Below are 25,539 nucleotides of genomic sequence, written 5' to 3'. Positions count from 1 at the left end.
TCGACGCACCCCCGGCGCGGGTCGCAGGAAGACCATCAGCAGACGCTCCCGCCCGGCCCGGCGCGCACATGGCACGTACCGGGCCCGGCTCAGGGCGCGCCCGGCCAGGAAGTACCGGGTGCGGCTGCGGACCGCCCGCCGCACCTTCTGACGGACGCGCGCTCGCGCCCGGCTCAGGGCAGCGCGACCTGCCCGGGTGACGAGCGCTGTCCCGCGGTCCCCAGGCCCAGCGCGCCGTGGAGGCTGGAGCCCCAGCTCAGCACCGTGCCGTCGCGCTTCATGGCCAGGGAGAAGTCCGCCCCGCCCGACACCACGGTGACGTCCGCCAGCTCCCGCACGCGCAGGGGCTCCGTCCGGTTCGCGTTGTCCCCCAGCCCCAGCTGGCCGTGCGAGTTGCGCCCCCACGTCCACACCGTGCCCTTGGCCCCCACGGCGAACGCGTGGCGCGCCCCCGCGCCCACGGCGGACACCGAGGACAGGTTCGGCACCGGCCGGGGCACGAAGCGAGACGGCGTGCCGCCGTCGCCGTCGCCCAGCTGGCCGAACGCGTTGTCGCCCCACGTCCACACGGTGCCGTCGCCCCGCAGCGCCACCGTGTGCGCCGCGCCCGCGCGCACGGCCACCACGCCGTCCACGCCCTTCACCACCCAGCGCGAATAGCTTGTCGTGCCGGTGGCGTCTCCCAACTGGCCCGACGCGTTGTTGCCCCACGCGGACAGGGTGCCGTCCGAGTGCAGCGCCAGCGAGTAGTGGTCTCCGCCCGCCACGGCCACCACGCCCCCCAGCCCCTCCACCCGGCCTGGCAGGGCGCGCGACTCCGCGGTGGTGCCGTCGCCCAGTTGGCCGAACACGTTGTAGCCCCACGTCCACACCGAGCCGTCCGAGCGCACCGCCAGCGCGTGGTAGCCCCCCGAGCCAATGGCCACCACGTTCTCCAGCCCGGCCACCTGCACCGGCCTCGTGCGCGAAGTGGACGTGCCGTCCCCGAGCTGGCCGAAGCCATTGGCGCCCCACGCCCAGACGGTGCCATCACTGCGCAGCGCCAGCGAGTGCCAGGCGCCCGAGGACACGGCCACCACGCTCGACAGGCCCTGCACCTCCAGGGGCGCGGCGCGGCGCTCGGTGGTGCCGTCCCCCAGCTGGCCGAACGCGTTGCCACCCCACGCCTGCACGGTGCCGTCCGACATCAGCGCCACCGCGTGCTGCTCCCAGGCGCGCACGGTGCGCACGGGCGGGCGGATTTTCGGCCCCTCGATCTTCACCACCATGGGCGTCAGGCGCGGGCCCGTCTCCCCATCTCCGAGCTGACCGTACTCATTGCTGCCCCAGGCGCGGGCGGTGCCGTCCAGCAGCACGGCCACGGAGTACTGCTCTCCCGCGGCCACCGCCTCCACGCCCCGCAGCTCCGGCACCTGCTGGGGCCACATCCACGTCGGCGAGGACGAACCATTGCCCAGCTGCCCCAGCGTGTTGTCGCCCCACGTCCACACCGTGCCGTCGGCGCTCAGCGCCACCACGTGGTGGGCCCCCGCGGACATGGCGCGGATGCCCTTCACGACGGCCACCTGGCTGGGCACGCTCCGCGTGTGGTTGGTGCCGTCGCCCAGCTGGCCGGACGGGTTCGTGCCCCAGGCCCACGCGGTGCCGTCGTCACGCACCGCCACCGAGAAGGCGCGCCCGGCCGCCACGGACGCCACACGCTCCAGCCCCTTCACGCGCACCGGCGTCAGGCTCGGCTCGGTGCCCCCCTCTCCCAGCTGGCCCGAGCCATTCGCGCCCCAGGCCCATGGCGCGCCGTCCTCGCCCACCGCCAGGGCGTGCGTCTCGCCCAGCGCCACGGCCACCACGTTGGAGAGGTGCTTGAGCTGGGTCGGCAGCGCGCGGTCCATGACGGTGCCGTCCCCCAGCTGGCCACTGGCGTTGCCGCCCCAGCTCCACACGGAGCCATCCGCGCGCAGCGCCACCGACGCGTCTCCACCCGCCGCCAGCGCCACCACGCCTTGAAGCCCCTCCACCAGCCCCGGCGTCACGCGCGGGGCGGTGGTGCCATCCCCCAGCTGCCCCCGGCTGTTCGCGCCCCAGGCCCAGACGGTGCCGTCACACGCGAGCGCCAGCGAGTGCCGCACACCGCTGGCGACGGAGCGGACACAGGGAACGCCGCGCACGGGCACGGGCGCCGCGCGGTGGGTGGTGGTGCCGTCGCCCAGCTGTCCCGAGCCATTCTCGCCCCAGGCCATCACCATGCCATCGGCGCGCACCATCAACGTGTGCGCGCGGCCAACGGACAGCCGGTCCACGCGGCCAATGCCACGCACCTGCACCGGCACGGCGCTCCAACCCGCGGCGCCCAGGCCCAGCTGGCCGAAGCGGTTGTAGCCCCACCCGCGCAACGTCCCGTCCGAGTGCAGCGCGAGCACGTGCAGGTGACTGGGATGAAGCGCCTGGATGCCCGTCAGGCCAGGGATGAGGGCGGGCCGCACGCGCGAGGTGAGCGTCCCGTCCCCGAGCTGGCCATAGCCGTTGGAGCCCCACGCCCGCACCGTGCCGTCACCTTGCAGCGCCATGGAGTGGGAGCGGCCACCGCTGACGGCGGTGATGCCCTGCAGCCCCGGCACCTGCATGGGGCGGAAGCGGTCCGCCCAGGAGCCGTCCCCGAGCTGCCCTTCACCATTGTCGCCCCATGCCCACACCGTGCCGTCGCTCCGCACGGCCAGCGCATGCGCGGAGCCCGCCGCCACGCGGGTGACGTTCGTCAGTCCCTCCACGCGCACCGGTCGCAGCCGCTGCACGCCGCCGCCATCTCCCAGCTGTCCCTCGAAGCCCTCGCCCCACGTCCACACCGTGCCGTCGGACTGCAGGGCCATGGAGAAGTACGAGCCGGCGGCCACCGCCACCACCGTGCCGAGCCCCGACACGCGCACCGGCGTCAACCGGTCCGCCGTCGTGCCGTCGCCCAGCTGTCCCAGCGCGTTGTAGCCCCAGGCCCATACGCTGCCGTCGCTGCGCAGCGCCAGGACATGGCTGCCGCCCGCGGCCACCGCCGTCACCGACGTCAGACCCGACACCGCGACGGGCCGGGCGCGGTCGTGGGTGGTGCCATCTCCCAGCTGCCCGGCGGCGTTGCGCCCCCAGGCCCAGAGTGTCCCATCCATGCCCACGGCGAGCGAATGGTGGGCGGCCGAGGCGACGCCGCGGACGCTGCCGAGCCCCTCCACGCGCACCGCGGCGTGGCGCTCGGCGGTGCTGCCATCACCGAGCTGTCCGTAGGAGTTGCGGCCCCAGGCCCAGACGGAGCCGTCCCCCAGCGCGGCCAGGGAGTGGAAGCTGCCCGTCGCCACCGACGTCACGCCCGCCAGGCGCATCACCGACGCGGGCACCACGTGGCGCTCGGAGCCGCCGTGGCCCAGCTGGCCCGAGGGGCCGCCGCCCCAGGCCCAGAGCGTGCCGTCCTTTCGCAGGGCCAGCGCGTGCTGCGCGCCGCCCACCACCGAGGCCACCGCGTTCAGCCCCGACACCTGCCCCGGCGTGGCGCGGTCGGTGGTGTCTCCATTGCCCAGCTGGCCGGAGCCATTGGCCCCCCACGCGAACACGGTCCCCGCTTCGAGCAGCGCCAGCGAATCCGAGTCCATGGAGGCCACGGCCTTCACCCGCTCGAGCCCCGGCACCTGCATGGGCACGGCGCGGTCATTCCACGTGCCATCACCGAGCTGCCCGGAGGCATTGCTGCCCCACGCCCACACGCCGCCGGCCTTGCCCAGCGCCAGCGCGTGGTAGGTGCCCGCCGCCACCGCGGTGATGCCATTGAGCTGGGAGACCTTCACGGGAGACAGGCGCGGGGTGAAGGTGCCGTCGCCCAGCTGGCCGGAGCCGTTGGAGCCCCACGCGCGCACCGTGCCGTCCTCGAGCACGGCCAGGGTGAAGTCGAAGCCCGCGGCGAGCGCGACCGCGCCCTTCAGCCCGGGGACCTGCTCGGGCGTGAGCCCCGGCTGCGTGTGCCCCCGGCCGAGCTGTCCGTGGAAGTTCGTCCCCCACGCCCACACCGTGCCGTCTTCACGCAGCGCCAGCGAGTGGAAGTCTCCGGCGGCCACCGCCACTACGCTGGCAAGGCCAGCCACCTGCATCGGCGTCGCGCGGTCGGTGGTGGTGCCGTCCCCGAGCTGCCCGGAGCTGTTGCTGCCCCATGTCCACACCGTGCCATCCGCGTCCAGCGCGAGCGAGTGGGCAGCTCCGGACACCACCGACACGATGTCCTCCAGCGCCGCCAGCCGCACCGGCGCCAGCCCCTGGAGGGACAGCGCCGCCCCGCCAAGCTGGCCGGAGCCATTGCCGCCCCAGGCCCACACGTCGCCCTCGGGTGACAGATACAGCGAGTGCTGGGCACCCGCGGCGATGCGCATCAGCGGGGCCGCGACGACCACTCGCTGGGCGCGCGCGGCGTGTGGAGGCTCCGGCGTGGCGAGCTCCCCCGAGGGCTCGCAGCCAACCATCAGCAAGGCGCTCAACAGGCACGTCAACAGGCGGCGTGTTCCCGCCATCAGGTCAGGGGGCATGGGGGTCTCCTCGAGGAGGTGGTGCATTCGCGTCAGCCAGGCGGTTCGCCGTCACACGCGCGGCGACCCTTCAGTGGCTTGCGGGCAGGCCGGTGTATACGGCCAACACGCTGTTACTTGTATCGCGAGAACGGCTCAGGCGCTCTCCTGGCTGCCTGCCGCGAGCGCATGCGGCGTGGGTTCGGGTCGCGTTTGCCCCAGCTGCAAACGTCCCGCGCGGATTGATGCGATGTCCGTGTACGAGTCGTTCACATTTCTTCACGCCGGATTGCGTTGCAGCGCGTCGTGCACGGGTCAGGATGGCGCGCGGGATGGGCGCCAAGGCAGGGGGCTGCCGCACCGCTCGCCATGACAGGCCGGAATGGTAGGCCTTGCCGCCTATGCAAGCCTACCTCGCTTTGGGAATTGCACTGTTCGCCGTGTCCTGGCTGGGCTGTTCCACCGTCAGCAGGCCTCCCATCCAGCAGGCATGGGAAGCGGCCGAGGTGGAGTGCGACGACCCTCGGGAAGACTCGTGCGTCACCCTCCTGTGCCTGGATGACGCCTGCGGCTTCTACCGCTGCGAGGACACGCCAGGGGAGATTGAGCTTGCGCGTTTCCCGCCCTCGCGTCCGCCAGCGGCTGCGGCGGCGCCCGGTAGTGGCCCCCGGAGGAACTGGGGCGGCGCGCGGAATCTCCCGCGTGGCGCCGTCATGACGTTCCCCCACTGGAACGGCGCCCCCGCGCGGGTCATCCCCCCTTCACGTCAGCTCACGCCCGGACGCTGGGAAAAGCACCACATCTTCCCGCAAGAGAGGGAACTCAGAGAGTGGTTTGAGCGCCAGGGCATCAAAATCCACGACTACACCATGCCCATTCCGCGTGACGTTCATCAACGGATTCACAACGTGGGGGGGCGAGGTGGTCGGTGGAATCAAGCCTGGCGCGACTTCAAGGCGGACAACCCATTGGCTGCGCCTGTCGAGATTTACAAGCACGCGGGGGAGCTCATCCACCGTTTCCAGCTCATCGGTGGCCCCATCCAGCCGTACTATTCCCGGCCCGGAGCGTGAGCCCATGAATCGATTTTTCTGGATGCGGGAAGACAGGGCGGTCGCGGACACATACGGCGGGGAGGCCCACGGCTCACACAAATGGGGGCTGCCCGGCGCGAGCTGCTCCGCATGCGGCGCTACATGGAGCGGGGCCGGGCACTACCTCCCGTCCGTTGACCTGTCACAACTGCCAGAGCACCGCGCGTTCGAGAAGGCTCGACCCGAGCCCTTCCCGGAGTTTGTACGCCTGCGCGAGTTGGTGCGGCCTCTGGTGGCTCCGGATTCGCAACTTCCACCCGGTACGGGCTTCGGCCCGTTGGTTGGAACCGCCTTCGGAAAGCTCCCTGCGTTTGCCTGGATAATCGATGTGCTACTTGTTCACCGAGAGGCGGTGGAACGGCTCCAGGCCGAGGAGCTACGGGGCATCCATCCTTGCCCGACAGCCCTGCGATTCCGTCAGAAGCGTCCACCGGAACTGTTGGAGCTTCAGGTACAGCCCCGTGGGCGCTTGCACCCAGCTTGCGTCCCTCTGGACGTGCCGCCACCGTGCCCTACCTGCGGCCGACATGCGTTCAGAAGGCCCGACGAGCCCATCCTGGACACGGCATCCCTCCCCCCGGAGCTGGACCTGTTCCGGGTGAGCAACTTCGCCACGATGGTCATCGGCACGGAGCGCTTCGTGGACGCCGTGCGCCGCCTGAATCTGGATGGCATCACATTCCGCGAACTGCCGACGCGATAGGGCGGCGCTGGAGTGTTGATGGTCATCGGACTCCGAGCGCCATGGGCTGCATGCCGCAAGCGCATGCGACGTGAGTTCGGGTCGCGATTGCCCCAGCCGCGAACGTCCCGCGCGGATTGATGCGATGTCCGTGTACGAGGCGTTCACATTTCTTCACGCGGCTTGCGTTGCAGCGCGTCGCGCACGGAGCAGGATGGCGCACTGCATGGTCACTGCGCGCTTCGTCCTCTTCGCCCTCGTCACCGCCCCCGCCACGGTCGCCGTCCACGTCTATCTGTACCGGCGCCTCTTCGCGGCCACGTCGGAACACCGCGCGTGGCGGCGCGTGGGCATGGGCGTCATGACGGTGCTAGGCACACTGCTGGTGCTGTCGTGGTCCGTGACGCGCTTCCTTCCCATGGACTCCACCTTCGCCGTGGCCACGGCGGTGTGGACGTGGATGGGCATGGCCATCTACCTGCTGCTCGCGCTCGGAGTGTTGGGCACGGTGCGCAAGGTGACGGCGCGGATACAGCGCTCGCGCGGCGAGCCGGCGGTGGTTGAGTCGCGGGTCGTCGGCACCGCGGACCCGGTGTTCCAGGCGCACGCGGTGGGTGGCTCGGCGCAAGCTGGCGGCACGCTGGCAGCGACTGGCACGGAGTCTATCTCGGTGGCTCAAGAGGCCATGGCGACCCGTGGACACGGCGCGGCGGCGACGCGCACCGAAGCCGCGCCGGTGGCCATGGCGGAGGGGCCCGTCGGCGCCACTTCCGCGTCCTCAGCCCCGGTGGATGTGGAGCGTCGACGCTTCCTTGCTCGGGCGACAGCCGGCGGAGCGGTGCTGGCCGCGGGCGGCGTGACGGGCTTCGGGATGTGGAGCGCCTTCCACCCGCCGGTAGTGAACGAGGTGGCGGTGAAGCTGCCGGGGCTGCCCAAGGCGCTGGATGGCTTCAGCATCGTCCACTTGAGCGACATCCACGTGGGCCCCGTCATCCGGCGCCGCTTCATGGACGAGTTGGTGCGCCGCTGCAACGCGCTACGCCCGGACCTGGTGTGCATCACCGGAGACCTGGTGGATGGCCACGTCGCGTCGCTGGCCCCAGCGGTGTCGGCGCTGTCCGAGCTGAAGTCACGCCACGGCACCTACTTCGTCACGGGAAACCACGAGTACTACTGGAGCGACGCGGCCTGGGCGGAGGCGCTGGAGCGCATGGAGGTGCAGGTGCTGCGCAACCGCCACGTGCGCATTGGCGACACGGCCGCGTCCTTCGACCTGGTGGGCGTGGACGACTGGTCGGCGGGCAAGATGGGATTCTCGCAGGGCTATGACCTGGCGGCGGCGACGGCGGGCCGGGATTCCGAGCGGGCCTCGGTGCTGCTCGCGCACCAGCCGTCGAACTGGAAGGTCGCGGCGCAAGAGGGAATGGGCTTGCAGCTCTCCGGACACACGCATGGGGGTCAGTTCTTCCCATTCACGCTGGCGGTCTCCGCCATCTGGGAGCACGACGCGGGCTTGTTCAGCGAGGGGGACCGGAATCTGTATGTCAGCCGGGGAACAGGCTTCTGGGGTCCGCCGCTGCGCGTCGGAGCGCCGCCGGAGATTGTCCGGGTGACACTGTTGGCGTGATGCATAGATTCGCCGGGTATGGCCAGGGAACCTGCCCAGCGAGAGCTGAAACAAGAGCGTGCCGCGCGCACGCGCACGGAGATTCTGGAAGCGGCTATCCACCTCTTCGCGCGCCGGGGATTTCTCGCCACGACCATGGCGGACTTATCCCGCGCCATCCGGATGACCCCTGGAGCGCTGTACTGGCACTTCCCCACCAAGGAAGACCTGCTGCTGGCTGCGATTGAAGAACTGCACCAGCGCTGCGTCCACGAGTTCCAACTGCTCGGCGACTACCGCGATCTGCCGGCACAAGCGCAGTTCCAGGCGATATCCGAGCGGGCGCACCGGCTCCTGCGCGAGCACCGCGAATACGGCATCTTCTTCGCGATGCTCGCAGCGGAAGCGGCTGATTCGAATGACCAGGTGGCGGAGGCCATCCGCGACAAGCTCGCGTTCTACGCGACGACTTTGGAGGACATCATCCGCCACGGGCAGGAGACGGGAGAATTCCGACAGGATGTGGATGCACTCCACGCGGCGCACAGCCTGCTTGGTGGATTCCTGGGAGTGCTCGTGCACCAGAACCTCTTCCGGGCCTCCATGGCCTTTGACCTGCCTGTGGCAGCGCTGAGCTTGCTGATGACGGCTGGAATCGCGCCCCCCTCCACCACTGGGTAAACGCCTCGGCCGCCCCCATCAGGAAACGCCCCCAGACGACATCCGCCCGGGTCTCAATGCGCCACCGCCCCACCCAAGCCCCGCCAGGGAAATCCGTCGCCTGCGGGAACCGGACCTTGATGATGCGATTGGAAGCTTCCTCGTTCACCCAAACAAGGCCTCTTCCAACGCGGGCCTGAAGACTTCGAGGTCCCACGCCCCTTGCTCCGGAAAGCCCTTGTTGGTCCGGTCCATCAACCACGTCTCCAAGTGGGCCAGCAACAAGTTCGCAGTCTCCTCCCTGGTGATGAGCCCCATGCCCGCACACACCCAAGCTTCCTTTTCTCCATACAGAATCGACTCGATGAACCTGGACAACTCGGCGTCCGACACGTCCGGAGAGCCGATGACTTCCGCCACCTTTCGCGCACAGACGATGAGACCTTGAATGTCGGGGTGTTCCCGTGCGCCATGTCGCGTCCCCATGTCCCTCCCTCCTGGTTCAACGAGCCCAGAGCCGAGATTTAAACACACACAGGAGAGCGTCCGGTCAAACCAAGCCAGTTCAATCGGGACACGCCCGAGAGCAAGGCAGCTCTTCACATAATCATTGGCATTACCTACAACCCCTGGCGCCGCTGAAAATCAAACGGGCGGAACCCCATGTCAGGGTTCCGCCCGTTCTGGACCTCACGGGGACAGGGCTCGCGCTTCAGCCCCGCCCCCCAGTCACCTGACGGCTACGGCAGCGCCGTGATGACGTTCGCCGCGCCAGGGGTGACGGTCGTGGTGAAGGCGAAGTCCGCCATGTTCACGTCCGTGTCGGTCGAGTCCGCGTCCCGGCACAGCGACCCCTGAGCGGTGTTGCTGTCCGCCAGGGTCGCCGTGTCCGCGTCACCCTCACGCAGGTCGAACTTCGTGTCCGTCCCGGCGATGGAGGCGTCCACCACGTGCCCCTCATAGGAGAGGGAGTCAATCAACGCATCCGTGGCCTCGTCGTACAGGGCCACCGCGTCCGGCGCACCGTTCTGGATGAAGTCGGTGGTCCCCCGCTGCAGCGTGTGCACGCCAGCACGCCCCGCGAGCGGATCGACGACGGAGGCAGCGCCCACGACCAGATACTCCCGAGGCCCCAGGACGCCGCCGTTGACCTCCGCCAGGGCAATCTTCTGGTAGCTCGTCATGTTGTTGCCGTTGACGAACACCAGGAACACGCTGCTCAGCGACGCGGGCGTAGAGGAGTTGTTGTAGATCTCCACGAACTCCTGCGAGTCACCCGCGCCGACCATGTCGTAGTCCACCTCGTTGATGACCAGCCCGCCTTCCGCGGCCAGGATGACGGACACCTGCGCGGTCTGGTCCACCCCGCCGAAGCTCGCCGTGAGCAGCGCCTGCGCGGGGCTGGAGACCTCGTCCGCCGTGAAGGTGAAGGTCGCCGTCGTCGCATCCCGGGCAACCCGGACCGAGGCCGGAATGGACCCGACACCCGTCGCCGGCTCCAGCGTCAGCGCCACGTCCGACTCGTCCGTCTGCGCCGGGCGGTCCAGCGTCACCGTGAAGGTGAACGTCCGGCCCGTCAGCACCGCCGCGGTGGACGGTGACAGCGCGCTGAGCGTGGGCGGAGGCGGAAGCACCGTGAGCTCGGTGGCCTGGGTGATGCCATACAGCATGGCGTACACCGTGCCCGTGCCCTCGCCCTGCGCGTCCGCCGTGAAGGTGAACGTCACCTCCGTGGCGCCCGCCGGAATCGTCACGGTGGCCGGCACCGTGCCGTAGTTCGGCACGCCCGCACCCGGCACCACCGCCAGCTCCACGACGGTGTCCTGCGCGGCCGAACGGTCCACCGTCAGGGTGAACGTCTGCGTCCCGCCCGCCGGAATCGTCACCGCCGAGGACGGCGACAGGGCCGTCAGCCGCGGCGCATCCTGGTCCAGCGTCACGGTGGCGCTCCCGCTGCTCGCGCCGAGGGTCGCCGTCACCGTGCCGGGCGCGGTGGCCGTGGCCGCCGGGTCCGCGATGAAGGAGAACACCGCCTCCGTGGCGTTCTCCGCCACGGTGAGCACGCCGTCCGCCGGAACGAAGGCGCCAAAGCCCGTCGCCGGCTCCATGCTCAGCGCCACGGTGGTGTTGGCGGGCGCCGGACGGTCCAACTGCACGGTGAAGACCACCTCGCCGCCGGGCACCATCGTCACGTCACCCGGGGTGACGCCCACCACCTCGGGCTGCTCGTCGGCACCCAGCACCCGAACGGTGGCCGTCTGCGAGGAGCCACCCAGCGTGGCCGTCAGCGTCACGCTCTGCGCGGGCGCCACCGGCACCACCTGCACCGTCGCGGACGTCTGCCCCGCGGGGATGGTGATGCGGCCGTCCGGCACGCTCAGCGCGTTCTCGTCGGAGGAGGTGATGGTGATGTCGAGCGCCTCCGCGTAGGCGGAGGACAGCGTCACCGTCAGCGCCTGCGGGAAGGTGCTCACCGGCCCCGTGCCACCCAGACGCACGTAGCCGTCCGGACCGAAGCCCGTCAGCGACGGCGGCGGCAGCGGCATGTCCGCCTGGAAGCGCGGCACCAGCTTGGAGTCGTTGAAGTTGTACGTCAGCACGCCGCGCAGCGCGCCGAAGCGCGTGCCAATGGCAGGCACCGCGTAGGCATAGGCCTGGTCGTCAACCATCAGGCCCGGCTGACCGGCGTCACCGGCCTCGTTCACCAGGAACTGGCCGAACTCGTCCACCGCCGTGTTGACCGCCACGTCGCGGACCTCCACGAGCACGCCTTCCAGCGCGGCGGCGCGCGGGCCACCGGTGCGGATGTCCGCCGTCGTCACCACCACCGGCGCGGGCACCTCGTTGCCGGAGCTGCGCTTGACGTACTTGACCTCGGTCAGCTCGGGCAGGCCGAAGTAGAGGGTCAGCACGCCCGTGTGGATGTCGATGCGGTCACCCACCGCGAGGTCACCCTTGGGCGCGTACACGTAGAGACCGGAGTTATCCACGCTCGTGCCCGAGGGCAGCGGATGCGTCTGCACCCAGTAGCCCAGGGAGCTCGCGCCGCCCTTCACCACGGCGGTGACGACGACGTCGGAGATGGACACCGGCCGGCCCACCAGCGGCAGGTTGCCGTCCACGGGCGTCTTCAGCTCGTGGATGGTGGCGGGGCAGCCCAGGTCGCCCGGGTTCGGGACGCTGGAGCACGCATCACACGCGTCACCCTTGCCGTCGCTGTCCGCGTCCGCCTGGTCCGGGTTGGCCACGAACGGGCAGTTGTCCTGCCACGTCACGATGCCATCGTGGTCATCGTCGCCCACGGTGAACGACGTGCAGGCGTTGCCCTCCTCCAGCGGGCAGGGGTCGCACGCGTCGCCAATCCCATCACCGTCCGAGTCCGCCTGCTTGCCGTTGTCCATGGGGCGGATGGGGTTGAAGATGTTGGGGCAGTTGTCGGCGGCGCCCACCAGGCCGTCGCCGTCCGGGTCCGCGGCGCGAACCTCGCCCGTGTAGCTGGTGGAGTTGTTCACGCTGGCCGGCCAGCGCGAGTCCAGCGAGGCGCGGCGGGGCGCGCACACCGGCTCGTTCTCCGGCGTCTCACACGCGAACAGCGGGTACTTGTGCGTGGCCCCCGACGTCAGCGCCGCCAGGTCCTTGCCAATCTCCGACTGGAGGCACACTTCCTTCGAGCTGCCGCACACGTCCAGCGTGTCGCAAGCGTCCGCGCCGCGGAGCCCGGCCATCAGCGCCTGGTCTCCGTAGAGCGGCTTGCCGCCGCGCATGGTGAGCACCACGTGCTCGGGGTTCGCGGTGATGACCGCGCGGTGCGGCGAAGCCGCGAAGGTGCGCAGCTGGAAGATGGCCAGGTCGGCCGCCTTGCCCTCGGCGATGCGGCCCGTCTTCTCGAACGTGTCCACCAGGTCCGACGCGTTCGACGTCACCATGCGCCACAGGTCCTCGTCGCTGAAGGTCCGCGCGTAGTGCGTGCTGTTGAGGTAGTCCGCGCACTGCAGCTCGCGCAGCAGGTTCATGGAGCCGGAGCGCAGCCAGTCGGTGCCCAGCGCGATGGTGACCCCCTGGTTCTTGTAGGTCGACACCATGGCCGTGTCGCCGTACAGCGAGATGTTCGAGCGGGGCGACCAGATGAGGCCGGTGCCGTTCTCCGCCATGAGGCGAATCTCCTTCGCCGTCAGGCCGATGCCGTGGATGACGGCGGTGCGCGGCTGCATCACGTTGTTCGGGCCCGTGGAAAGGCAGAGGAACTCGTTGAGCGCCGCGGTGGAGATGCCCTCGGAGACGTGCGGCAGGTACGCGGCCGAGCGCGGCAGCGAGGCCGTCGTCGGCCTCGAACCGTAGTCACAGCCCGAAGCAATCAGGTTGCCGCTGGTGTCACCCAGCGGGAAGGTGTCGGAGTCCACCACGCCTTCGCCCAGGCCTTCCTGGAGGGCGGTGTTGTTCACGTCCACGTTGCGCAGCAGGCCGGCCTGGCCGCCCGCGCCCGCCATGGTGGTGGCGCCCGCCATCATCTGGCGCAGCTCGCCCCAGCGGACGTTGTCCGCGGCGCTGGCCGCGGGGCTGTTGATGCGCGTGTGGCCGTTGCGGCCGGTGCGCCACTCGTGGCGGTGCTCGTAGCGCTCCTCGGTGCCGACGAACGGCTCCATCGGATAGGTGATGTGCTCGTGCGGGTTCACGAGGCCCGGAGAGATGACGCCCCCGGGGCAGGACACCTGCGTGGCCTCGGCGGCGCCCGCCGCGGCGGAGCAGTCACAGGCGGCGCACTGGATGACGCCCTGCGCGTCCACCAGCACCTGGCCGCCCACCAGCGTCTCGCCCTCCTTCAGCACCACGCCCGTGAAGAGGCGCGCGGCGGTGCCGGCCTGCGTCACCGCGCAGGTGGCGCCGTCGGGGAGCGCGGGCGCGTTGGCCGCGGGGCACTGGGTCAGCGTCAGCGCGCAGTTCGCCTGACAGCCATCACCGTCCACCGTGTTGCCGTCGTCACAGACCTCTTCGCCCTCCAGCTTGCCGTTGCCACATACCGCGGCCGGCGGGGGCGTCGGCGTACAGTTGGACTCACAGCCGTCGCCGTCCACCTTGTTGCCGTCGTCGCACTGCTCGCCCTGCTCCACGACGTTGTTGCCGCAGACGGCTTGCGTGCAGCTCGCACCCTCACAGCCAGGCTCGTCGCCGCCACATCCGGCGTGAAAGAGGAGGACCGCGCCTAGCGCGGCCAGTAATAAACGTGGGGACATTCGCATCTCGTGGGTCTCCCGGCGGAGCCGGCCGGAGGGAAGGTGACAGGTCCTTGGCACGCGAAGAGCGTACCCCTTGAAACATTTCAGCGACACCTGACCGCACAGGTCCAGTTCCCGAGCGTCCGCGCCCGCGAATGTGCCGTGGAGTACGCCGCCCGCCTCACCTCAAGTGCGGGACGTTCAGTGCCTACCTGTCGGCCTGGCCCGCACCCCACTTTGACGCACCGCGAGAGCCCTGCGCGCAGGCGCCGCGCGCGCTACAAGCCGCGGCAGGTTTCAACATCGGGAGTCCGCGTCATGGACGTCGCTGTCCTCACCTTCGAAGGCTTGCCTCGACTCGACGCGTTCGACGCGTCACTGCTGCCCGCGCTCGCGGCGCTGGGCGTGGATGCCCGGCCCGTCGTCTGGGATGACCCGGCCATGGACTGGCGCACGGTGCGGCTGGCCCTGGTGCGCAACACGTGGGACAGCCACCTGCGCCGCGACGCCTTCGTCGCCTGGGCGGACAAGGTGGGCCGCCTCACGCAGCTCCACAATCCCGCGCCCGTGCTGCGCTGGAACACGCACAAGCACTACCTGCGCGAGCTGGAGGAGAAGGGCGTGTTGGTGACGCCCACCACCTGGGCGCGGCAGGGCGACACGCTGGACGTGGGCGAGCTGGCGAGCAGGCACGGCTGGGACGCGGTGGTGCTCAAGCCCGCCGTGTCCGCGGGAGCGCTCAAGACACACATCTTCCCGCGCGCGGAGGCCCACGCCGCCACCACCCGACTGCTGGAGCTGACCCGCGAGGGCGACGTCATGGTGCAGCCCTACCTCACCGCCTTCGAAACGGAGGGCGAGCGCAGCTACGTCTTCTTCGACGGCGCCTTCAGCCACGCGGTGCGCCGGCCGCCCACGCTGCTGGACGCGCCGCGCGGCTTCTCCGAGCCCACCGCCTTCACGCCCGAGGACGCGGCCGAGCTGAGGCTGGCGGAGTCCGTGCTGGAGGCGGTGGGCCGCCCCCTGCTCTACGCCCGCGTGGACGTGGCCACCGACAACGCGGGCCAGTCCCGGCTGCAAGAGTTGGAGGCCACCGAGCCGCGCCTGTTCCTGTCGCTCGACGCGGGGGCCGCGGACCGGCTGGCCCGCGCCATCGTCGCGAAGCTGTGAGGCCGGACTACAGGCCGCACACCGCCGGGTCCTCGTTGCGGAAGCTGCACAGCAGCTTCGGCAGGCGGCGCTTCCAGAAGAACCAGTCGTGCTCGGCGCCGGGCTCGTTCCAGTGGGCCACGGCGTAGCCGCGACCGCGCAGCGCCTCCACGAGCTGCAGGTTGGACTGGCAGTCGTCCCCACCCGCCTCGCCGTCCCGCGTGCACCCCGCCACCGGCGAGCCGTGGTCCACGTAGAAGCGCACCGGCACCACCGGCTCCTGGCCCGCGCGGACCACCATCGCGTTGCCGTCGTCGCGGTCCACCTCGCCGTCGTGAGGCCAGAACAGCGTGCCGGACTGGGTGCCCACGAAGCCGAACTCCTCCGGCATCTGGAAGCCCGCGTACACGGAGATGAGGCCGCCCAGCGACGCACCGGCGATGCCCGTCTCCTGAGGCCCCGTCTTCACGCGCCAGGCCGCCTCCACGCGCGGCATCAAGTCATCGCGGAGGAAGGCGAGGTAGTCATCCCCGCGCGGCGTGGGCCAGCCGGGGGCGCGCGCGGGCGGGAAGGTGTACTGCGCCAGGCGCACGGACTGGTCCGGCAGCGCCACGAAGACGAGCACCGCCGCGTCCGCCGGCCGCGCCGCGTAGTGCGCGTCCGCCGCCTCCGCGAAGGACTCGCGCGTCAGGCTCTCATTGCCGTCATGGAGGTACATCACCGGCAGGGCCGGGCACTCTGGTCCGTCATACGCCGCCGGCGTGTAGACGAAGACGTCGCGCGCATCCCCCAGCACCGTGGCGGGCACGCCGTACCACGCGGTGAGCCGGCCCTTCGTGGCGTCCTGGAGCCCCGGGTAGACGAGCGAGTTGAACTGCCCCACGTCGTACCGGTTGAGGTTGTCCCACGCGACGTGGCGCGCGCCCGGGTCCGCGATGAAGTCACCGTCCTTCACCAGCTTGTACGGCTGCGGACCGGTGCGCGGCACCTCCACCTCCGCCACGTACAAGTCGGTGTCCCGCACCTGCACCAGGGGCGTGGCCGTGGCGGACCAGCCGTTGAAGTCACCAGCGACGAAGGTGTCCCGGCCAGCCTCGCCCCGCACGAAGAAGGCCACGCGGGGACGGCCCGCCCTGGCGTCACTCACCAGGGGCCTGCCGCCCTGCTCCTCCACCTCCGCCACGAAGCGGTCGATGGCCTCCGTGCGCTGCGCGGAGGACGTGGCGCGGCTCATCTCCAACTGCAGCCGGGTGAGCAGCGTCATGGGCGCGTTGTGCACCGTCGTGCTCCGCTGGCAGGCCCAGGGCTCCTGGGTGCCCGCGTCCGGGCGCGTGCCGGCGTCCGGGTACGTCTCCGTGGAGGGAGGCGGCGGCGTGGGGGCCGGTGGGGAGTCGTCTTCACAAGCCACCAGCACGGCGGCGGCGCAGAACACGGCAGCGAGCAGGCGACGCATCGAATCTTCCAGGAGGCAGGGGAGGCCTTGTCCGGGGACAGGAGGCGGTCGCGGGTGTACTACAGGGGTCGGCCCGTGCGCGAGTGGGGCATCCCACCCGGCATCTGGCCATTCGTTGACATCCCATGGCCCCCCGCGCGCACGTTCTCGGGCCGCGACGGGGGAGGAAGGCTATTCAACCCGCATGGCTCGCGCTCTGCTGCTCTCGCTGCTCGTGAGGCAGCACATGGCTCTCAAGGAGAAGTTTCGCGCCAAGTACCCACACCCGTGGCTGGTGTGGGAGGCGGGCGCGTGGAATGTCCCCGAAGTGGTGGAGGGCAACGTGGCCGCCACGCGGCTGCCGCTGACGGACCTGCGGGACTGCCTGCCCGCGGGTGACGCACTGTGCTTCGAGCTGGTGGGCCACACGGACGGAAGTCCGCTGCGGCTGGGCCGGGCCTCGAACAACGCGCTGGTCGTCAATGACGCCACCGTGTCGCGCGAGCAGCTCCACCTGTCCCCCACCCTGGAAGGACGCTGGACGGTGACGCGCGTGGCCGCCTCCCGGCCGGTGACGCTGGGCGGCACGGCCCTGGAGCCGGAGCAGCCCACCGTGCTCCAGCCCGGCGTACCGCTGAACGTGGGGGACGTGCGCCTCACCTTCCACGAGGCGGAGGACTTCAACGAGCGCATTGGCCGCATCGCCGCCCAGGTGCTCGCCCAGACGGCCGCGCCGCGCTGAGCGGACACGGGCCCCGCCACCCAGGGCGGGGCCACCGCGGCACCTACTGCGTGACAGGGCGCGCGCGGCGCTTGTTGCCCGTCACGCGCTGCGTCCCCGCCGCGGGCTGCTGCCGGGGCGAAGGCAGCGCCTTCACCAGCGGCACCTCCAGCTCGGCGTGCTTGTCCAGCTCCACCATCCGCTCCAGCGGGGCATAGCCGGCCAGCTCCACGCGCAGGCGCAGCGGCGCGGACTCACCGGACACCTGCTTCACCAGCGGCGTCACGCCCAGCAGCTCGCCCGTGTCCAGACGCAGCACCTGCGCGCCCTCCGGGAAGGAGCGCACCGTGAGCGTGACGGGCGGAAGCAGCCGCGGCGCGGCGGCGGGCGCGGCCGGGGCTTCGGCGACGGGCCGGCCCATGACGCCGGCCACCGGGGCCTCGGCGGGGGCGGGCGCTGGCTGCATGCCGGACCAGGTGACCACCGCGGCCACCACCCCCAACGCCGCCGTGCCCACCGTCACCGCCGCCCGGCGGCGCCAGCGCCCCGTCACCGCCACGCGCAGCTTGTGCGTGGGCCGCTCGGAGGCCTCCAGCGCCAGCTCCGCGGGCGTCGGCGCCTGGGCGGACGCGGGCAGCAGGAGGAGCGCCGTCGTCACCTCCGCCAGGCTCTGCGGCCGGGCCTCGGGCTCCTTGGCCAGGCAGCGCATCACCAGCTCCGCCAGCTGCGGCGGCACGGGCTCGCCGGACGGCAGGTGTGAGGGCAGCGGCGGCGGCGGCTGGGTGATGATCTGCACCACCAGGTGACCGAAGGCCGGCGCCTGGAAGGGCGGCTTGCCGGAGATGAGCTCGTAGAGGATGTTGCCCACCGCGTAGATGTCGGAGCGCGCATCCACCGGCAAGCCCGCGGCCTGCTCCGGCGCCATGTACGCGGGCGTCCCGATGATGGTGCCGTCCAGCGTCCCGGTGGTGCTCCCCTCGACGGTGAGCAGCTTCGCCACGCCGAAGTCCAACACCTTCACGAAGTCCGGCTGGCCCGCGCGGTGGATGACGAAGAGGTTGTCCGGCTTCACGTCCCGGTGCACCACGCCCACCAGGTGGGCCGCGCCGAGCGCCGCGCACACCTGCACCACGAAGCGCTGGATGCGCGCCAGCGTCAGCGGCTCCGCCTGCGCCAGCGAGCTCAGGCTCTGCCCGCGCAGCAGCTCCATCACGCAGTAGACGTGCCCGCCCGTCGCGCTCTCGTCGACGAAGTCGAAAATCTCCACGATGTGCTCGTGGTTGATTTGATTGACGGTGCGGGCCTCCTGGAAGAAGCGCCGCACGAAGCCGCCGTCCCGCGCGTGCTCCGGCCGCAGCACCTTCAGCGCCACCTGCCGCCCCAGCCGCGCGTGCCGCGCCTGGAACACCCGGCCCATGGACCCTTCGCCCAGGAGCTGCTCCAACTGGTAGTTCCCCAGCGTGGAGCCCTCCTGGAGCTCGTCACTGGCTCGGGGCCCCGCGTCACTCACGGTGGCCTCGGCACGGGACTGCACGGTCTGCATGAAGGCGTCATCGGAGCCCATGGTGAGAAGAAATTTCCATGTCCGGGGCAAACAGCAACCCTTGATCCGCGCTCTGTCTTCCCAGGGACGCCCTCCCCACGCACCGAGTGCGGGATGGCGGACAGAGACGCGCGGGCGAGGGCTTCATCACGAACAGACTCCGTTCACCTGGCAGCTCGGGTAGTCGTTTGGGGCATCCGACCTGCGAGGTCCACACTGCGTCCCCGTGGGGCAGTCCGCGCGGTCCGCGCAATCCGCCTGGCCATCATCGTCATCATCCTCGCCGTTGGTGCAGCTCATCTCCGTCTTCGAGCCCTCCTGGCACACGCACTGCGGACCACACGACTGGCCGTCGCAGTCCGCGCGGTCCTGGCAGTCCGTGAAGCCGTCCCTGTCATCGTCCTGGCCATTGGCGCAGTCCAGCTCCTGCCGGCGCACGCACTCGCCATTCACGCAGTCCTGGAGGAAGGAACAGTCGTTGTTGCAGGCGCCGCAGTGGCCCGGGTCCGTCTTCAGGTCGAAGTCCTCGTCCACCGCCCCGTCGCAGTCTTCATCCAGGCCGTTGCAGGTCTCGAGACCGGGCAGCACCTGCCCCACGCACGCGATGCTCCCCTCTCGGGTACAGATGGACTCACCCGCGTGACAGAGCCCCACGTCGCGCGTGCCCTCCGGCCCCGTGTAGCAGGCGGTCTCCAGGTTATCGACCCGGCCGTCGCAGTCGTCGTCCAGGCCGTTGCAGACCTCCGCGGGGTCCGGCAGGCAGCAGTACCGCGGCCCGTCGTCGGGCAGGGACGTGCAGACGTAGCCGTCACCGCCGCAGTCGGCGGTCTCCGTGCACGTGTAGGGCACGTCGTCCGGGAAGCTCACCGTGCAGCCCACCGCGCCCGCGACGAGCAACAGGCCACACCACACGCGCAGCCGGGATTCGAAGGTCTTCATAGGTTCTAGAAACTCCCGCCGACCATGAGGTGCAGCGACGTGGAGGCGCCACCGCTGCTTCCAGGCGCCACGGACGTCGAGGCGGGCGCGCCGCGCGCGGGCACCAGCACCAGCCACGCCACGCTGCCCGCCGTCACCGCGCCGCCGCCCACCAGCAGCGCCGTGGCCAGGTTGGCCTGGGACTGCGCGTCCAGCCGCTCCTTGCGCGTGACGTCGAACACCCCGTCCCCATCCGCGTCACCTCCGCGCTTCTCCACGTCCTTGGCGGCCAGGCCCATCACCACACCCGCGCCCACCGCGGCCAGCCCCACGAGCGCGGTGTAGAGCGCGGGCCGCTTGAAGAGGGACTCGCGAGGCGCCTTCCGGGAAGCCCCCACGCCGGCCACGGACTCATCGGGAGGCCCCTCCGGCGCCGGACCGGAGAGCTCCAGCATGACGTCCACCGTCTCGCGCGCGCCGGGCCGCAGGTCCAGGGTGCGCGTCCGGGTGCCGTACTCGTCCGCGGACACCTCCAGCGCCACCGCGCCGGGCGCCTGGCGCACCTCCACGCTGCCCACGCCCACGATGCGCTCGCCCACCTTCACCACCGCCTGCGGCACGTTGACGTTCACCGTCAACATCGCGCGCGGCCGGGCCAAGGCCGTCAGGCGCTTGGACAGCATCGCGGCGGCTTCGTTCACGAAGTCCTCGTCGCGCGGGTTGCGCCCCGTCACGAAGTCCTCGTGCACCACGCGGCGGTCCCTGTCGTAGGTCCACGTCCGCAGCGTCCAGCCCGCGTCCTCCAAAGACAGCCGCGCGGTGGTCAGCAGGTCCGCGTCCAGCAGCTCCGCGGGCTCGGCGAAGCACGCGGCCTCCGCGCAGCGCACCGCCGCGTCGTAGCCCTCCGCCAGCCGCTCACGCGTCTCCACCAGGTCCGACGCCTGCGCCACGCTGACGGAGGACAGCGTCCCACGCGCCAGGGCCTCCAACCAGCTCGACGCCTGCTGCGCGCCCGCGCGCTCCGTCGCGTACAGCCCCACCAACGCGAAGCGAGGCAGCAGGTCCGCGTCTGGATTGCTGGGACGCAGGTCCAGCCCCATGTCCATTCCCGGCTGCTCGGCGGGGGCGTCCGAGGTGAGGTCCAGGCCCAGTCCACCCTGTTCCTGGGCCCACGCGGGAGCGGCCAGCAGCGCGAGCGCCAGCAGGGCGGTGACGGGAGCAACGGGAATACGCATGGCCCCCCTTGTATCGCGACGCTCCGCGCAACGGAATGAGACGCCCCCAGTCTCCGCAAAACCCGTCAAGGACGCGCGGCCCGGCTGCCTGCCCTCCGCGCGGCGGGCGCGCGGCTCGTCTGGGGAAGCTTGCCTTGGCCCCGCAGGGTCCGCATCTCCCACTCTATAGCGCAAGGAGACGCACGACATGGCGAATGGGACGCTCTGGATTCTGGTGGGGAACGCGAGCCGGGCCCGCCTCTTCGCGACGGACGCGAAGGCGGAAGAGGACTGGCGGCTGGTGGAGGAGTTCCACCACGACGAGAGTCGGGCCCATCAAGGCGAGCTGCTCCAGCAGGCCGACAACCCCAACGCCGGCACACTCCACCGTCCACCCGTGGAGAATGAGCCCGACGGGCGCAAGGAGCTGGAGCACGACCGCTTCGCCCGCGAGCTGTCGGTGTTCCTGGACCAGGGGCATGACCGGCACGACTTCGACAAGCTGGTCATCGCCGCCCCGCCGGGGTTCCTGGGGAGGATACGCCGCGCGCTGAGCACCCGGGTCCGTCAGCGCGTCCTCCTGGACGTGGACTCGGACTACTCCAGCGTCCCCGCGAAGGACCTGCCCGGCCGGGTGCCTGTCATCTGAGCTGAGCAGGCAAGCGCGGGGGTGCCCTGGAGACGCGGGGCTCTGGTATAGGACGGGGGCCGACCTTTCTGGGAGGCCCCCGCACGCTGCCCGCCGCGCCACATGGCCCTTTCTCTTCCTGGAACCAAGTCCCTTCGCGGGCGCCTCACGCTCTACGCGACGCTGCTGTCGGTCGTCCCGCTGCTGACGCTGACGTGGCTCCAGGCCCGCAGCGCGCGGCAGGTGATGGAAGAGCAGATTCGCGCGTCGCTGCTGAGCGAAGCCGAAGGCGTGAAGGACCTGCTGGAGGCCACGCTGGCCGAACGGGAGGCCAGCGCCCGCGGCTGGTCCGAGGACGCCGCGGTCCGCGCCGCGCTGCGGGGTGACGTCGCGCCCTCCGACGCCATGCTCGGCGTGCTCCAGAGCCGCTACCTCACCCTCAACGGCATCGTCGTCTTCGACGACACCGGCCGAGCCATCTCCGCCAACACGCCGGCCCTGCGCGACGAGTACCTGCGCCGGCAGGACGAGGTGCGGCGCAGCCCCTGGTTCGTGGAGGCCCAGCAGGGGCGCACCAGCAGCGAGGGCATCACCGAGGAGCACCCCATCTTCACCGGCCACGTGCTGTCGCTGGCCTTCCCGGTGCTGGACCCGGTCTCCAAGCACCGGCTGGGCGTGCTGCTGGCCGCCTTTGACTGGACCCACGTGGACCAGCTGGTGCAGCCGGCGCTCGCCCGCGCCCACCAGCGCGCGCTGAAGAGCTTCGCGGTGAGCCTCCAGCGGCCGGACGGCGCGGTGCTGTATGACTCACGCGGCGCGAACGCCCAGGGCAATGACAGGCTGCTGGCCGTCACGGCCGTCAACGGCACGGACGTGCGCGACGTGGCCGACGGCTGGCACTTCGTGGCGCGCGTGGACCCGGCGGAGGCCTACGCCCCCGTGGAGCGCGTGAGCCGGGTGGCGCTGCTGATGGCGGTGGGCTTCATCGTGCTGGCCGTCGTGGGGGCGTGGCTGCTGTCGCACCGCATCTCCGGTCCGGTGCTGGCCCTGCGCGCGGCGGTGACACGGCTGGTGAGCGAAGGCGACCTCACGCAGACGCTGGACGTGAAGGCCGGCAACGACGAGGTGGGCGAGCTGGCCGGCGCCTTCGGCCTGCTGGTGTTCCAGCTGCGGGAGACGGCGCAGAGCCTGCACACCGGCACGCGCGTGCTCAGCGAGACGGTGGCGGAGCTGCAGACGGCGTCGACGCAGCAGGAGCGCAACGTGGCCCGCCAGGCCGCGGCCCTCCAGCAGACGCAGGTGACGGCGCAGGAAATCAAGCAGACGTCGGTGCTGGCCTCGGAGAAGGCGGAGGACGTGCTCAAGCGCGCCTCCATGGCCGAAGAGGTGGGACGCGCGGGCGAAGGGGCCATCCGGGACAGCCTGGGCGGCTTCTCCGAAATCCTGTCCCAGGCCGAGCAGATGACGGAGCGCATCGCCCAGCTCAACGAGCGCACGCAGCAGATTGGCGGAATCACGCAGACGGTGAAGGACCTGGCGGACCAGTCCAACATGCTGGCGCTCAACGCCGCCATCGAGGCCGTCCGCTCCGGCGAGCACGGCAAGGGCTTCAACGTGGTGGCGCGGGAGATTCGCAGCCTGGCGGACCAGTCCATCCAGGCCACGGACCGGGTGCGCGAAATCCTGGGCGACCTGGGCAGCGCCATCCTCTCCACCGCGAAGATGACGGAGCTGGGCCACACGAACATGGAAGCCGGCCTGGAGCAGGTGCGCGGCACCGGCGAGCGGCTGAAGGAGCTGGCCGCCATCATCCAGGACAACGCCACCGCGGTGCGGCAGATTGCCGGCGCGGTGAGCCAGCAGAACGCGGGCATCGCCCAGATTTTCAGCGCGGTCACCGACCTGTCCTCCATGATGAACGACACCCAGGAAAGCCTGGCGGCCACCACCCGGGCGGCGAAGCTGCTCCAGGACGTGTCCGAGCAGATGCAGGACGTGGCTCGCGCCTATCGCATCTGAAGGAGCTCGCATGGCGCAGGTGAAGGCAGTGCTGTTGGACCTGGGCAACGTCCTCGTCTTCCACGACAACACCCTGCTCTTCTCCCGGCTGGGCGCCCGCGCGGACCTGGAGGCCGCGGAGGTGGCCCGGCGCCTGACGGGCGCGGGGTGGACGGACGCCAACCGGGGCGTGCTGGGCGCGGAGGGTATCCGCCAGGACGTGTGCCGCGCGCTGGACGTGGACCTGCCCATGGCGGAGTTCGCCCCGCTGTGGAGCAGCCACTTCACGCTGCATGACGCCGTGCTGCCGCGCGTGGAGGCGCTCCTGGGCCGGGTGCGCGTGGGGCTGGTGTCCAACACCAACGCGCTGCACGTCGCCTACCTGCGCCCGCTGCTGCCGGTGCTCCAGCGCTTCGACAGCGTGGTGATGAGCTGCGAGGTGGGCCACGTGAAGCCGGAGCCGGACATCTTCCGGCTCGCGCTGGCGGGCGTGGGCTGCGCCCCGGAGGAGGCCGTCTTCTTCGATGACCTGCCCGAGTTCGTCCAGGCCGCCGAGGCCGTGGGCCTGCATGGCCGGCTCTTCACCACCGCTGACGCCTTTGACGCGCAGCTCGAGGCCCTGGGTCTATGAAGCTGGGCGGCTACGTCCTCCACCGGAACAACCGGGACACGCTGGAGCCGTGCCTGCGCGGGCTGCTGGCCCTCTGCGACGACGTGGTGGCGCTGGACTCCGGGGCCACGGATGGCTCGGCGGAGCTGGTGCGCTCGCTGGGCGCGCGCTCCGTGCCCCATGCGTGGCGCGGCTACGGCGCCGCGCGTGAGACCGCGGTGAACGCCCTGGCGCCCTGTGACTACGTCTTCTTCCTCGACTCGGACGAACACCTGGAGCCCGAGGCGGTGGAGACGCTGCGCGCGTGGAGGGCCACCTCGCCCACGGCGGCCGTGTACCGGCTGCCCCGCCGCGACTGGGCCGAGCTGGGGGCGCGCCGCTTCCGCTACCGCACGCAGTGGCGGGCGCGGCTGGTGCGCAAGGACAAGGCCGTGTGGCGGCCGGAGCAGATTGTCCACGAGGCCCTGCCGAAGCTGGCGGGTGGGCGCGTCCACGCCTTCATCGAGCACCGCTTCGCCACGTCGGTGGAGTACCGCGCGGTGAAGGAGGACCGCTATGCCCTGCTGTGGGCCCTGCGCGCCCATGCCGAGCAGCGCGGCCTCAAGCCGGTGGGCGTGCAGCGCCTGGCGTCCTGGGCGCGCGACTGCCTGCTGAAGGGGGCGTTGTGGCGCGGCGGCGCGGCGGCCTCCCGCCTGGCCTGGGCGGTGGCGGGTTACCACGCCACGAAGTACGCGTACCTGCGCGAGCTGCGCCAGGGCCGCTACCCGGAGCTGACGCGGCTCTACGCGGAGGGCCGCTACGACGCGCTGTTCGAGCGGGTGCGCGACGGCGCCACCCGAATCGAAGAGGTGACGCCGGCCCCCGCGAGCAGGTAGCGCGTTGAGGGCGGAGGCTCAGTCGTACTTCGGGATGCCGGGCTCGCTCCGCCCTTCCTCGGTCCACTTCTGGAGCGCGGGCAGCGCGAGCACCGCGTCGCGGTAGGCCGCGCTCACCGCGTCCAGCTCCACCCCGTAGGTGACGAAGCGGGTGACGACGGGCGCGTAGAAGGCATCCGCGATGGAGAAGCGGCCGAAGAGGAAGGGCCCGCCCTGGCCGAAGCGGCCGCGACAGTCCTTCCAAATGGCCTGGATGCGGGCGATGTCCTCCGCCACGCCGGGCGCCCGGCCCTTGCCCGGGCTGCGCGCGCGCAGGTTCATGTTCATGTGCTGCCGGAGCGCGCCGAAGCTGGAGTGCATCTCCGCGGTGACGGCGCGGGCCACCGCGCGGGCCGCCGTGTCCTGGGGCCACAGCCGCGCCTCGGGGAAGGTCTCCGCGAGGTACTCACAGATGGCCAGCGAGTCCCAGATGCTCAGGTCGCCGTGCTGGAGCACCGGCACGCGCTTGCTGGGGGAGTACCGGGCAATCCGGTCCTCCGTGTCCGGCACTGCCAGCGGAACCACCACCTCCTGGAAGGGCTGCCCCGTGTGGGCCAGCGCGAGGTAGGGCCGCAGGGACCAGGAGGAGTAGTTCTTCGAACCGACGACGAGCGTGAGCTGGGGCATG

Annotated in this window: 18 protein-coding genes; 10 read left to right on the top strand and 8 right to left on the bottom strand. The window is 71.1% G+C overall.

The features are described from left to right. Positions 1-173 precede the first annotated feature (173 nt). Positions 174-4,550, bottom strand: coding sequence for a chromosome condensation regulator RCC1 (locus tag HV826_RS10025; RefSeq protein WP_255217140.1), 4,377 nt, complete (start codon positions 4,548-4,550; stop codon positions 174-176). 380 nt (positions 4,551-4,930) lie between these two features. Between HV826_RS10025 and HV826_RS10020 the strand changes: the two genes are divergently transcribed. The 4 genes from HV826_RS10020 (at position 4,931) to HV826_RS10005 (ending at position 8,592) form a co-directional block, all read left to right on the top strand. Beyond that, positions 4,931-5,602: a TIGR02269 family lipoprotein gene (locus HV826_RS10020; RefSeq protein ID WP_176416777.1), complete on the top strand. Its 672-nt coding sequence runs from the start codon at positions 4,931-4,933 to the stop codon at positions 5,600-5,602. A gap of 4 nt (positions 5,603-5,606) precedes the next feature. Next, on the top strand, positions 5,607-6,326 hold the full coding sequence (locus HV826_RS10015) for a double-CXXCG motif protein (protein ID WP_176416776.1): 720 nt from the start codon (positions 5,607-5,609) through the stop codon (positions 6,324-6,326). Positions 6,327-6,531: 205 nt separating this feature from the next. Further along, positions 6,532-7,932 carry a metallophosphoesterase gene (locus HV826_RS10010; protein WP_176416775.1) on the top strand — a complete coding sequence of 467 codons (1,401 nt, stop codon included), beginning with the start codon at positions 6,532-6,534 and terminating at the stop codon, positions 7,930-7,932. 18 nt (positions 7,933-7,950) lie between these two features. Further along, positions 7,951-8,592: a TetR/AcrR family transcriptional regulator gene (locus HV826_RS10005; RefSeq protein ID WP_176416774.1), complete on the top strand. Its 642-nt coding sequence runs from the start codon at positions 7,951-7,953 to the stop codon at positions 8,590-8,592. 144 nt (positions 8,593-8,736) lie between these two features. On the opposite strand, the gene HV826_RS10000 is transcribed toward HV826_RS10005, so the two are convergent. Beyond that, positions 8,737-9,057, bottom strand: a complete 321-nt coding sequence (locus HV826_RS10000; protein ID WP_176416773.1) for a hypothetical protein — start codon at positions 9,055-9,057, stop codon at positions 8,737-8,739. A gap of 254 nt (positions 9,058-9,311) precedes the next feature. Continuing rightward, a complete protein-coding gene (locus HV826_RS09995; RefSeq protein WP_176416772.1) occupies positions 9,312-13,808 on the bottom strand; it encodes an amidohydrolase family protein in 4,497 nt (1,498 codons plus the stop codon). A 294-nt stretch (positions 13,809-14,102) separates the two neighbouring features. On the opposite strand from HV826_RS09995, the gene HV826_RS09990 reads away from it, so the two are divergent. Next, positions 14,103-14,954: a RimK family alpha-L-glutamate ligase gene (locus HV826_RS09990; RefSeq protein ID WP_176416771.1), complete on the top strand. Its 852-nt coding sequence runs from the start codon at positions 14,103-14,105 to the stop codon at positions 14,952-14,954. A 7-nt stretch (positions 14,955-14,961) separates the two neighbouring features. On the opposite strand, the gene HV826_RS09985 is transcribed toward HV826_RS09990, so the two are convergent. Beyond that, positions 14,962-16,386, bottom strand: a complete 1,425-nt coding sequence (locus HV826_RS09985; RefSeq protein WP_176416770.1) for an esterase family protein — start codon at positions 16,384-16,386, stop codon at positions 14,962-14,964. A 184-nt stretch (positions 16,387-16,570) separates the two neighbouring features. Between HV826_RS09985 and HV826_RS09980 the strand changes: the two genes are divergently transcribed. Continuing rightward, positions 16,571-17,107: an FHA domain-containing protein gene (locus HV826_RS09980; protein ID WP_176416769.1), complete on the top strand. Its 537-nt coding sequence runs from the start codon at positions 16,571-16,573 to the stop codon at positions 17,105-17,107. A 43-nt stretch (positions 17,108-17,150) separates the two neighbouring features. On the opposite strand, the gene HV826_RS09975 is transcribed toward HV826_RS09980, so the two are convergent. The 3 genes from HV826_RS09975 to HV826_RS09965 all read right to left on the bottom strand — a co-directional run bounded on the left by HV826_RS09975 (position 17,151) and on the right by HV826_RS09965 (position 20,782). Beyond that, positions 17,151-18,650, bottom strand: coding sequence for a serine/threonine-protein kinase (locus HV826_RS09975; RefSeq protein ID WP_176416768.1), 1,500 nt, complete (start codon positions 18,648-18,650; stop codon positions 17,151-17,153). 126 nt (positions 18,651-18,776) lie between these two features. Beyond that, positions 18,777-19,568 carry a MopE-related protein gene (locus HV826_RS09970; protein WP_176416767.1) on the bottom strand — a complete coding sequence of 264 codons (792 nt, stop codon included), beginning with the start codon at positions 19,566-19,568 and terminating at the stop codon, positions 18,777-18,779. 5 nt (positions 19,569-19,573) lie between these two features. Beyond that, entirely contained in the window at positions 19,574-20,782 is a 1,209-nt protein-coding gene (locus HV826_RS09965) for a hypothetical protein (protein ID WP_176416766.1), read from the bottom strand. Positions 20,783-20,969: 187 nt separating this feature from the next. On the opposite strand from HV826_RS09965, the gene HV826_RS09960 reads away from it, so the two are divergent. The 4 genes from HV826_RS09960 (at position 20,970) to HV826_RS09945 (ending at position 24,872) form a co-directional block, all read left to right on the top strand. Continuing rightward, the gene (locus HV826_RS09960) at positions 20,970-21,410 is read left to right on the top strand and encodes a host attachment protein (RefSeq protein WP_176416765.1); all 441 of its coding nucleotides are present in this window, start codon (positions 20,970-20,972) and stop codon (positions 21,408-21,410) included. Positions 21,411-21,512: 102 nt separating this feature from the next. Next, entirely contained in the window at positions 21,513-23,408 is a 1,896-nt protein-coding gene (locus HV826_RS09955; protein WP_176416764.1) for a methyl-accepting chemotaxis protein, read from the top strand. 10 nt (positions 23,409-23,418) lie between these two features. After that, a complete protein-coding gene (locus HV826_RS09950) occupies positions 23,419-24,018 on the top strand; it encodes an HAD family phosphatase (protein WP_176416763.1) in 600 nt (199 codons plus the stop codon). Next, entirely contained in the window at positions 24,015-24,872 is an 858-nt protein-coding gene (locus HV826_RS09945) for a glycosyltransferase family 2 protein (RefSeq protein WP_176416762.1), read from the top strand. Before HV826_RS09950 ends, HV826_RS09945 begins: the two co-directional genes overlap by 4 nt. An 18-nt stretch (positions 24,873-24,890) precedes the next feature. On the opposite strand, the gene HV826_RS09940 is transcribed toward HV826_RS09945, so the two are convergent. After that, positions 24,891-25,538, bottom strand: coding sequence for a glutathione S-transferase family protein (locus tag HV826_RS09940; RefSeq protein ID WP_176416761.1), 648 nt, complete (start codon positions 25,536-25,538; stop codon positions 24,891-24,893). Position 25,539: the final 1 nt, after the last annotated feature.

Source organism: Myxococcus sp. AM010, from assembly GCF_013372585.1.
GTDB classification, from domain to species: Bacteria; Myxococcota; Myxococcia; order Myxococcales; family Myxococcaceae; genus Myxococcus; species Myxococcus vastator.
This window is presented reverse-complemented; position numbering and strand designations above follow the sequence as displayed.

What these genes read in the sequence shown, in the direction of transcription:
- HV826_RS10025 (WP_255217140.1), bottom strand. Translation starts at nt 4,550, where the DNA reads ATGCCCCCTGACCTGATGGCGGGAACACGCCGCCTGTTGACGTGCCTG.
- HV826_RS10020 (WP_176416777.1), top strand. Translation starts at nt 4,931, where the DNA reads ATGCAAGCCTACCTCGCTTTGGGAATTGCACTGTTCGCCGTGTCCTGG.
- HV826_RS10015 (WP_176416776.1), top strand. Translation starts at nt 5,607, where the DNA reads ATGAATCGATTTTTCTGGATGCGGGAAGACAGGGCGGTCGCGGACACA.
- HV826_RS10010 (WP_176416775.1), top strand. Translation starts at nt 6,532, where the DNA reads ATGGTCACTGCGCGCTTCGTCCTCTTCGCCCTCGTCACCGCCCCCGCC.
- HV826_RS10005 (WP_176416774.1), top strand. Translation starts at nt 7,951, where the DNA reads ATGGCCAGGGAACCTGCCCAGCGAGAGCTGAAACAAGAGCGTGCCGCG.
- HV826_RS10000 (WP_176416773.1), bottom strand. Translation starts at nt 9,057, where the DNA reads ATGGGGACGCGACATGGCGCACGGGAACACCCCGACATTCAAGGTCTC.
- HV826_RS09995 (WP_176416772.1), bottom strand. Translation starts at nt 13,808, where the DNA reads ATGCGAATGTCCCCACGTTTATTACTGGCCGCGCTAGGCGCGGTCCTC.
- HV826_RS09990 (WP_176416771.1), top strand. Translation starts at nt 14,103, where the DNA reads ATGGACGTCGCTGTCCTCACCTTCGAAGGCTTGCCTCGACTCGACGCG.
- HV826_RS09985 (WP_176416770.1), bottom strand. Translation starts at nt 16,386, where the DNA reads ATGCGTCGCCTGCTCGCTGCCGTGTTCTGCGCCGCCGCCGTGCTGGTG.
- HV826_RS09980 (WP_176416769.1), top strand. Translation starts at nt 16,571, where the DNA reads ATGGCTCGCGCTCTGCTGCTCTCGCTGCTCGTGAGGCAGCACATGGCT.
- HV826_RS09975 (WP_176416768.1), bottom strand. Translation starts at nt 18,650, where the DNA reads ATGGGCTCCGATGACGCCTTCATGCAGACCGTGCAGTCCCGTGCCGAG.
- HV826_RS09970 (WP_176416767.1), bottom strand. Translation starts at nt 19,568, where the DNA reads ATGAAGACCTTCGAATCCCGGCTGCGCGTGTGGTGTGGCCTGTTGCTC.
- HV826_RS09965 (WP_176416766.1), bottom strand. Translation starts at nt 20,782, where the DNA reads ATGCGTATTCCCGTTGCTCCCGTCACCGCCCTGCTGGCGCTCGCGCTG.
- HV826_RS09960 (WP_176416765.1), top strand. Translation starts at nt 20,970, where the DNA reads ATGGCGAATGGGACGCTCTGGATTCTGGTGGGGAACGCGAGCCGGGCC.
- HV826_RS09955 (WP_176416764.1), top strand. Translation starts at nt 21,513, where the DNA reads ATGGCCCTTTCTCTTCCTGGAACCAAGTCCCTTCGCGGGCGCCTCACG.
- HV826_RS09950 (WP_176416763.1), top strand. Translation starts at nt 23,419, where the DNA reads ATGGCGCAGGTGAAGGCAGTGCTGTTGGACCTGGGCAACGTCCTCGTC.
- HV826_RS09945 (WP_176416762.1), top strand. Translation starts at nt 24,015, where the DNA reads ATGAAGCTGGGCGGCTACGTCCTCCACCGGAACAACCGGGACACGCTG.
- HV826_RS09940 (WP_176416761.1), bottom strand. Translation starts at nt 25,538, where the DNA reads ATGCCCCAGCTCACGCTCGTCGTCGGTTCGAAGAACTACTCCTCCTGG.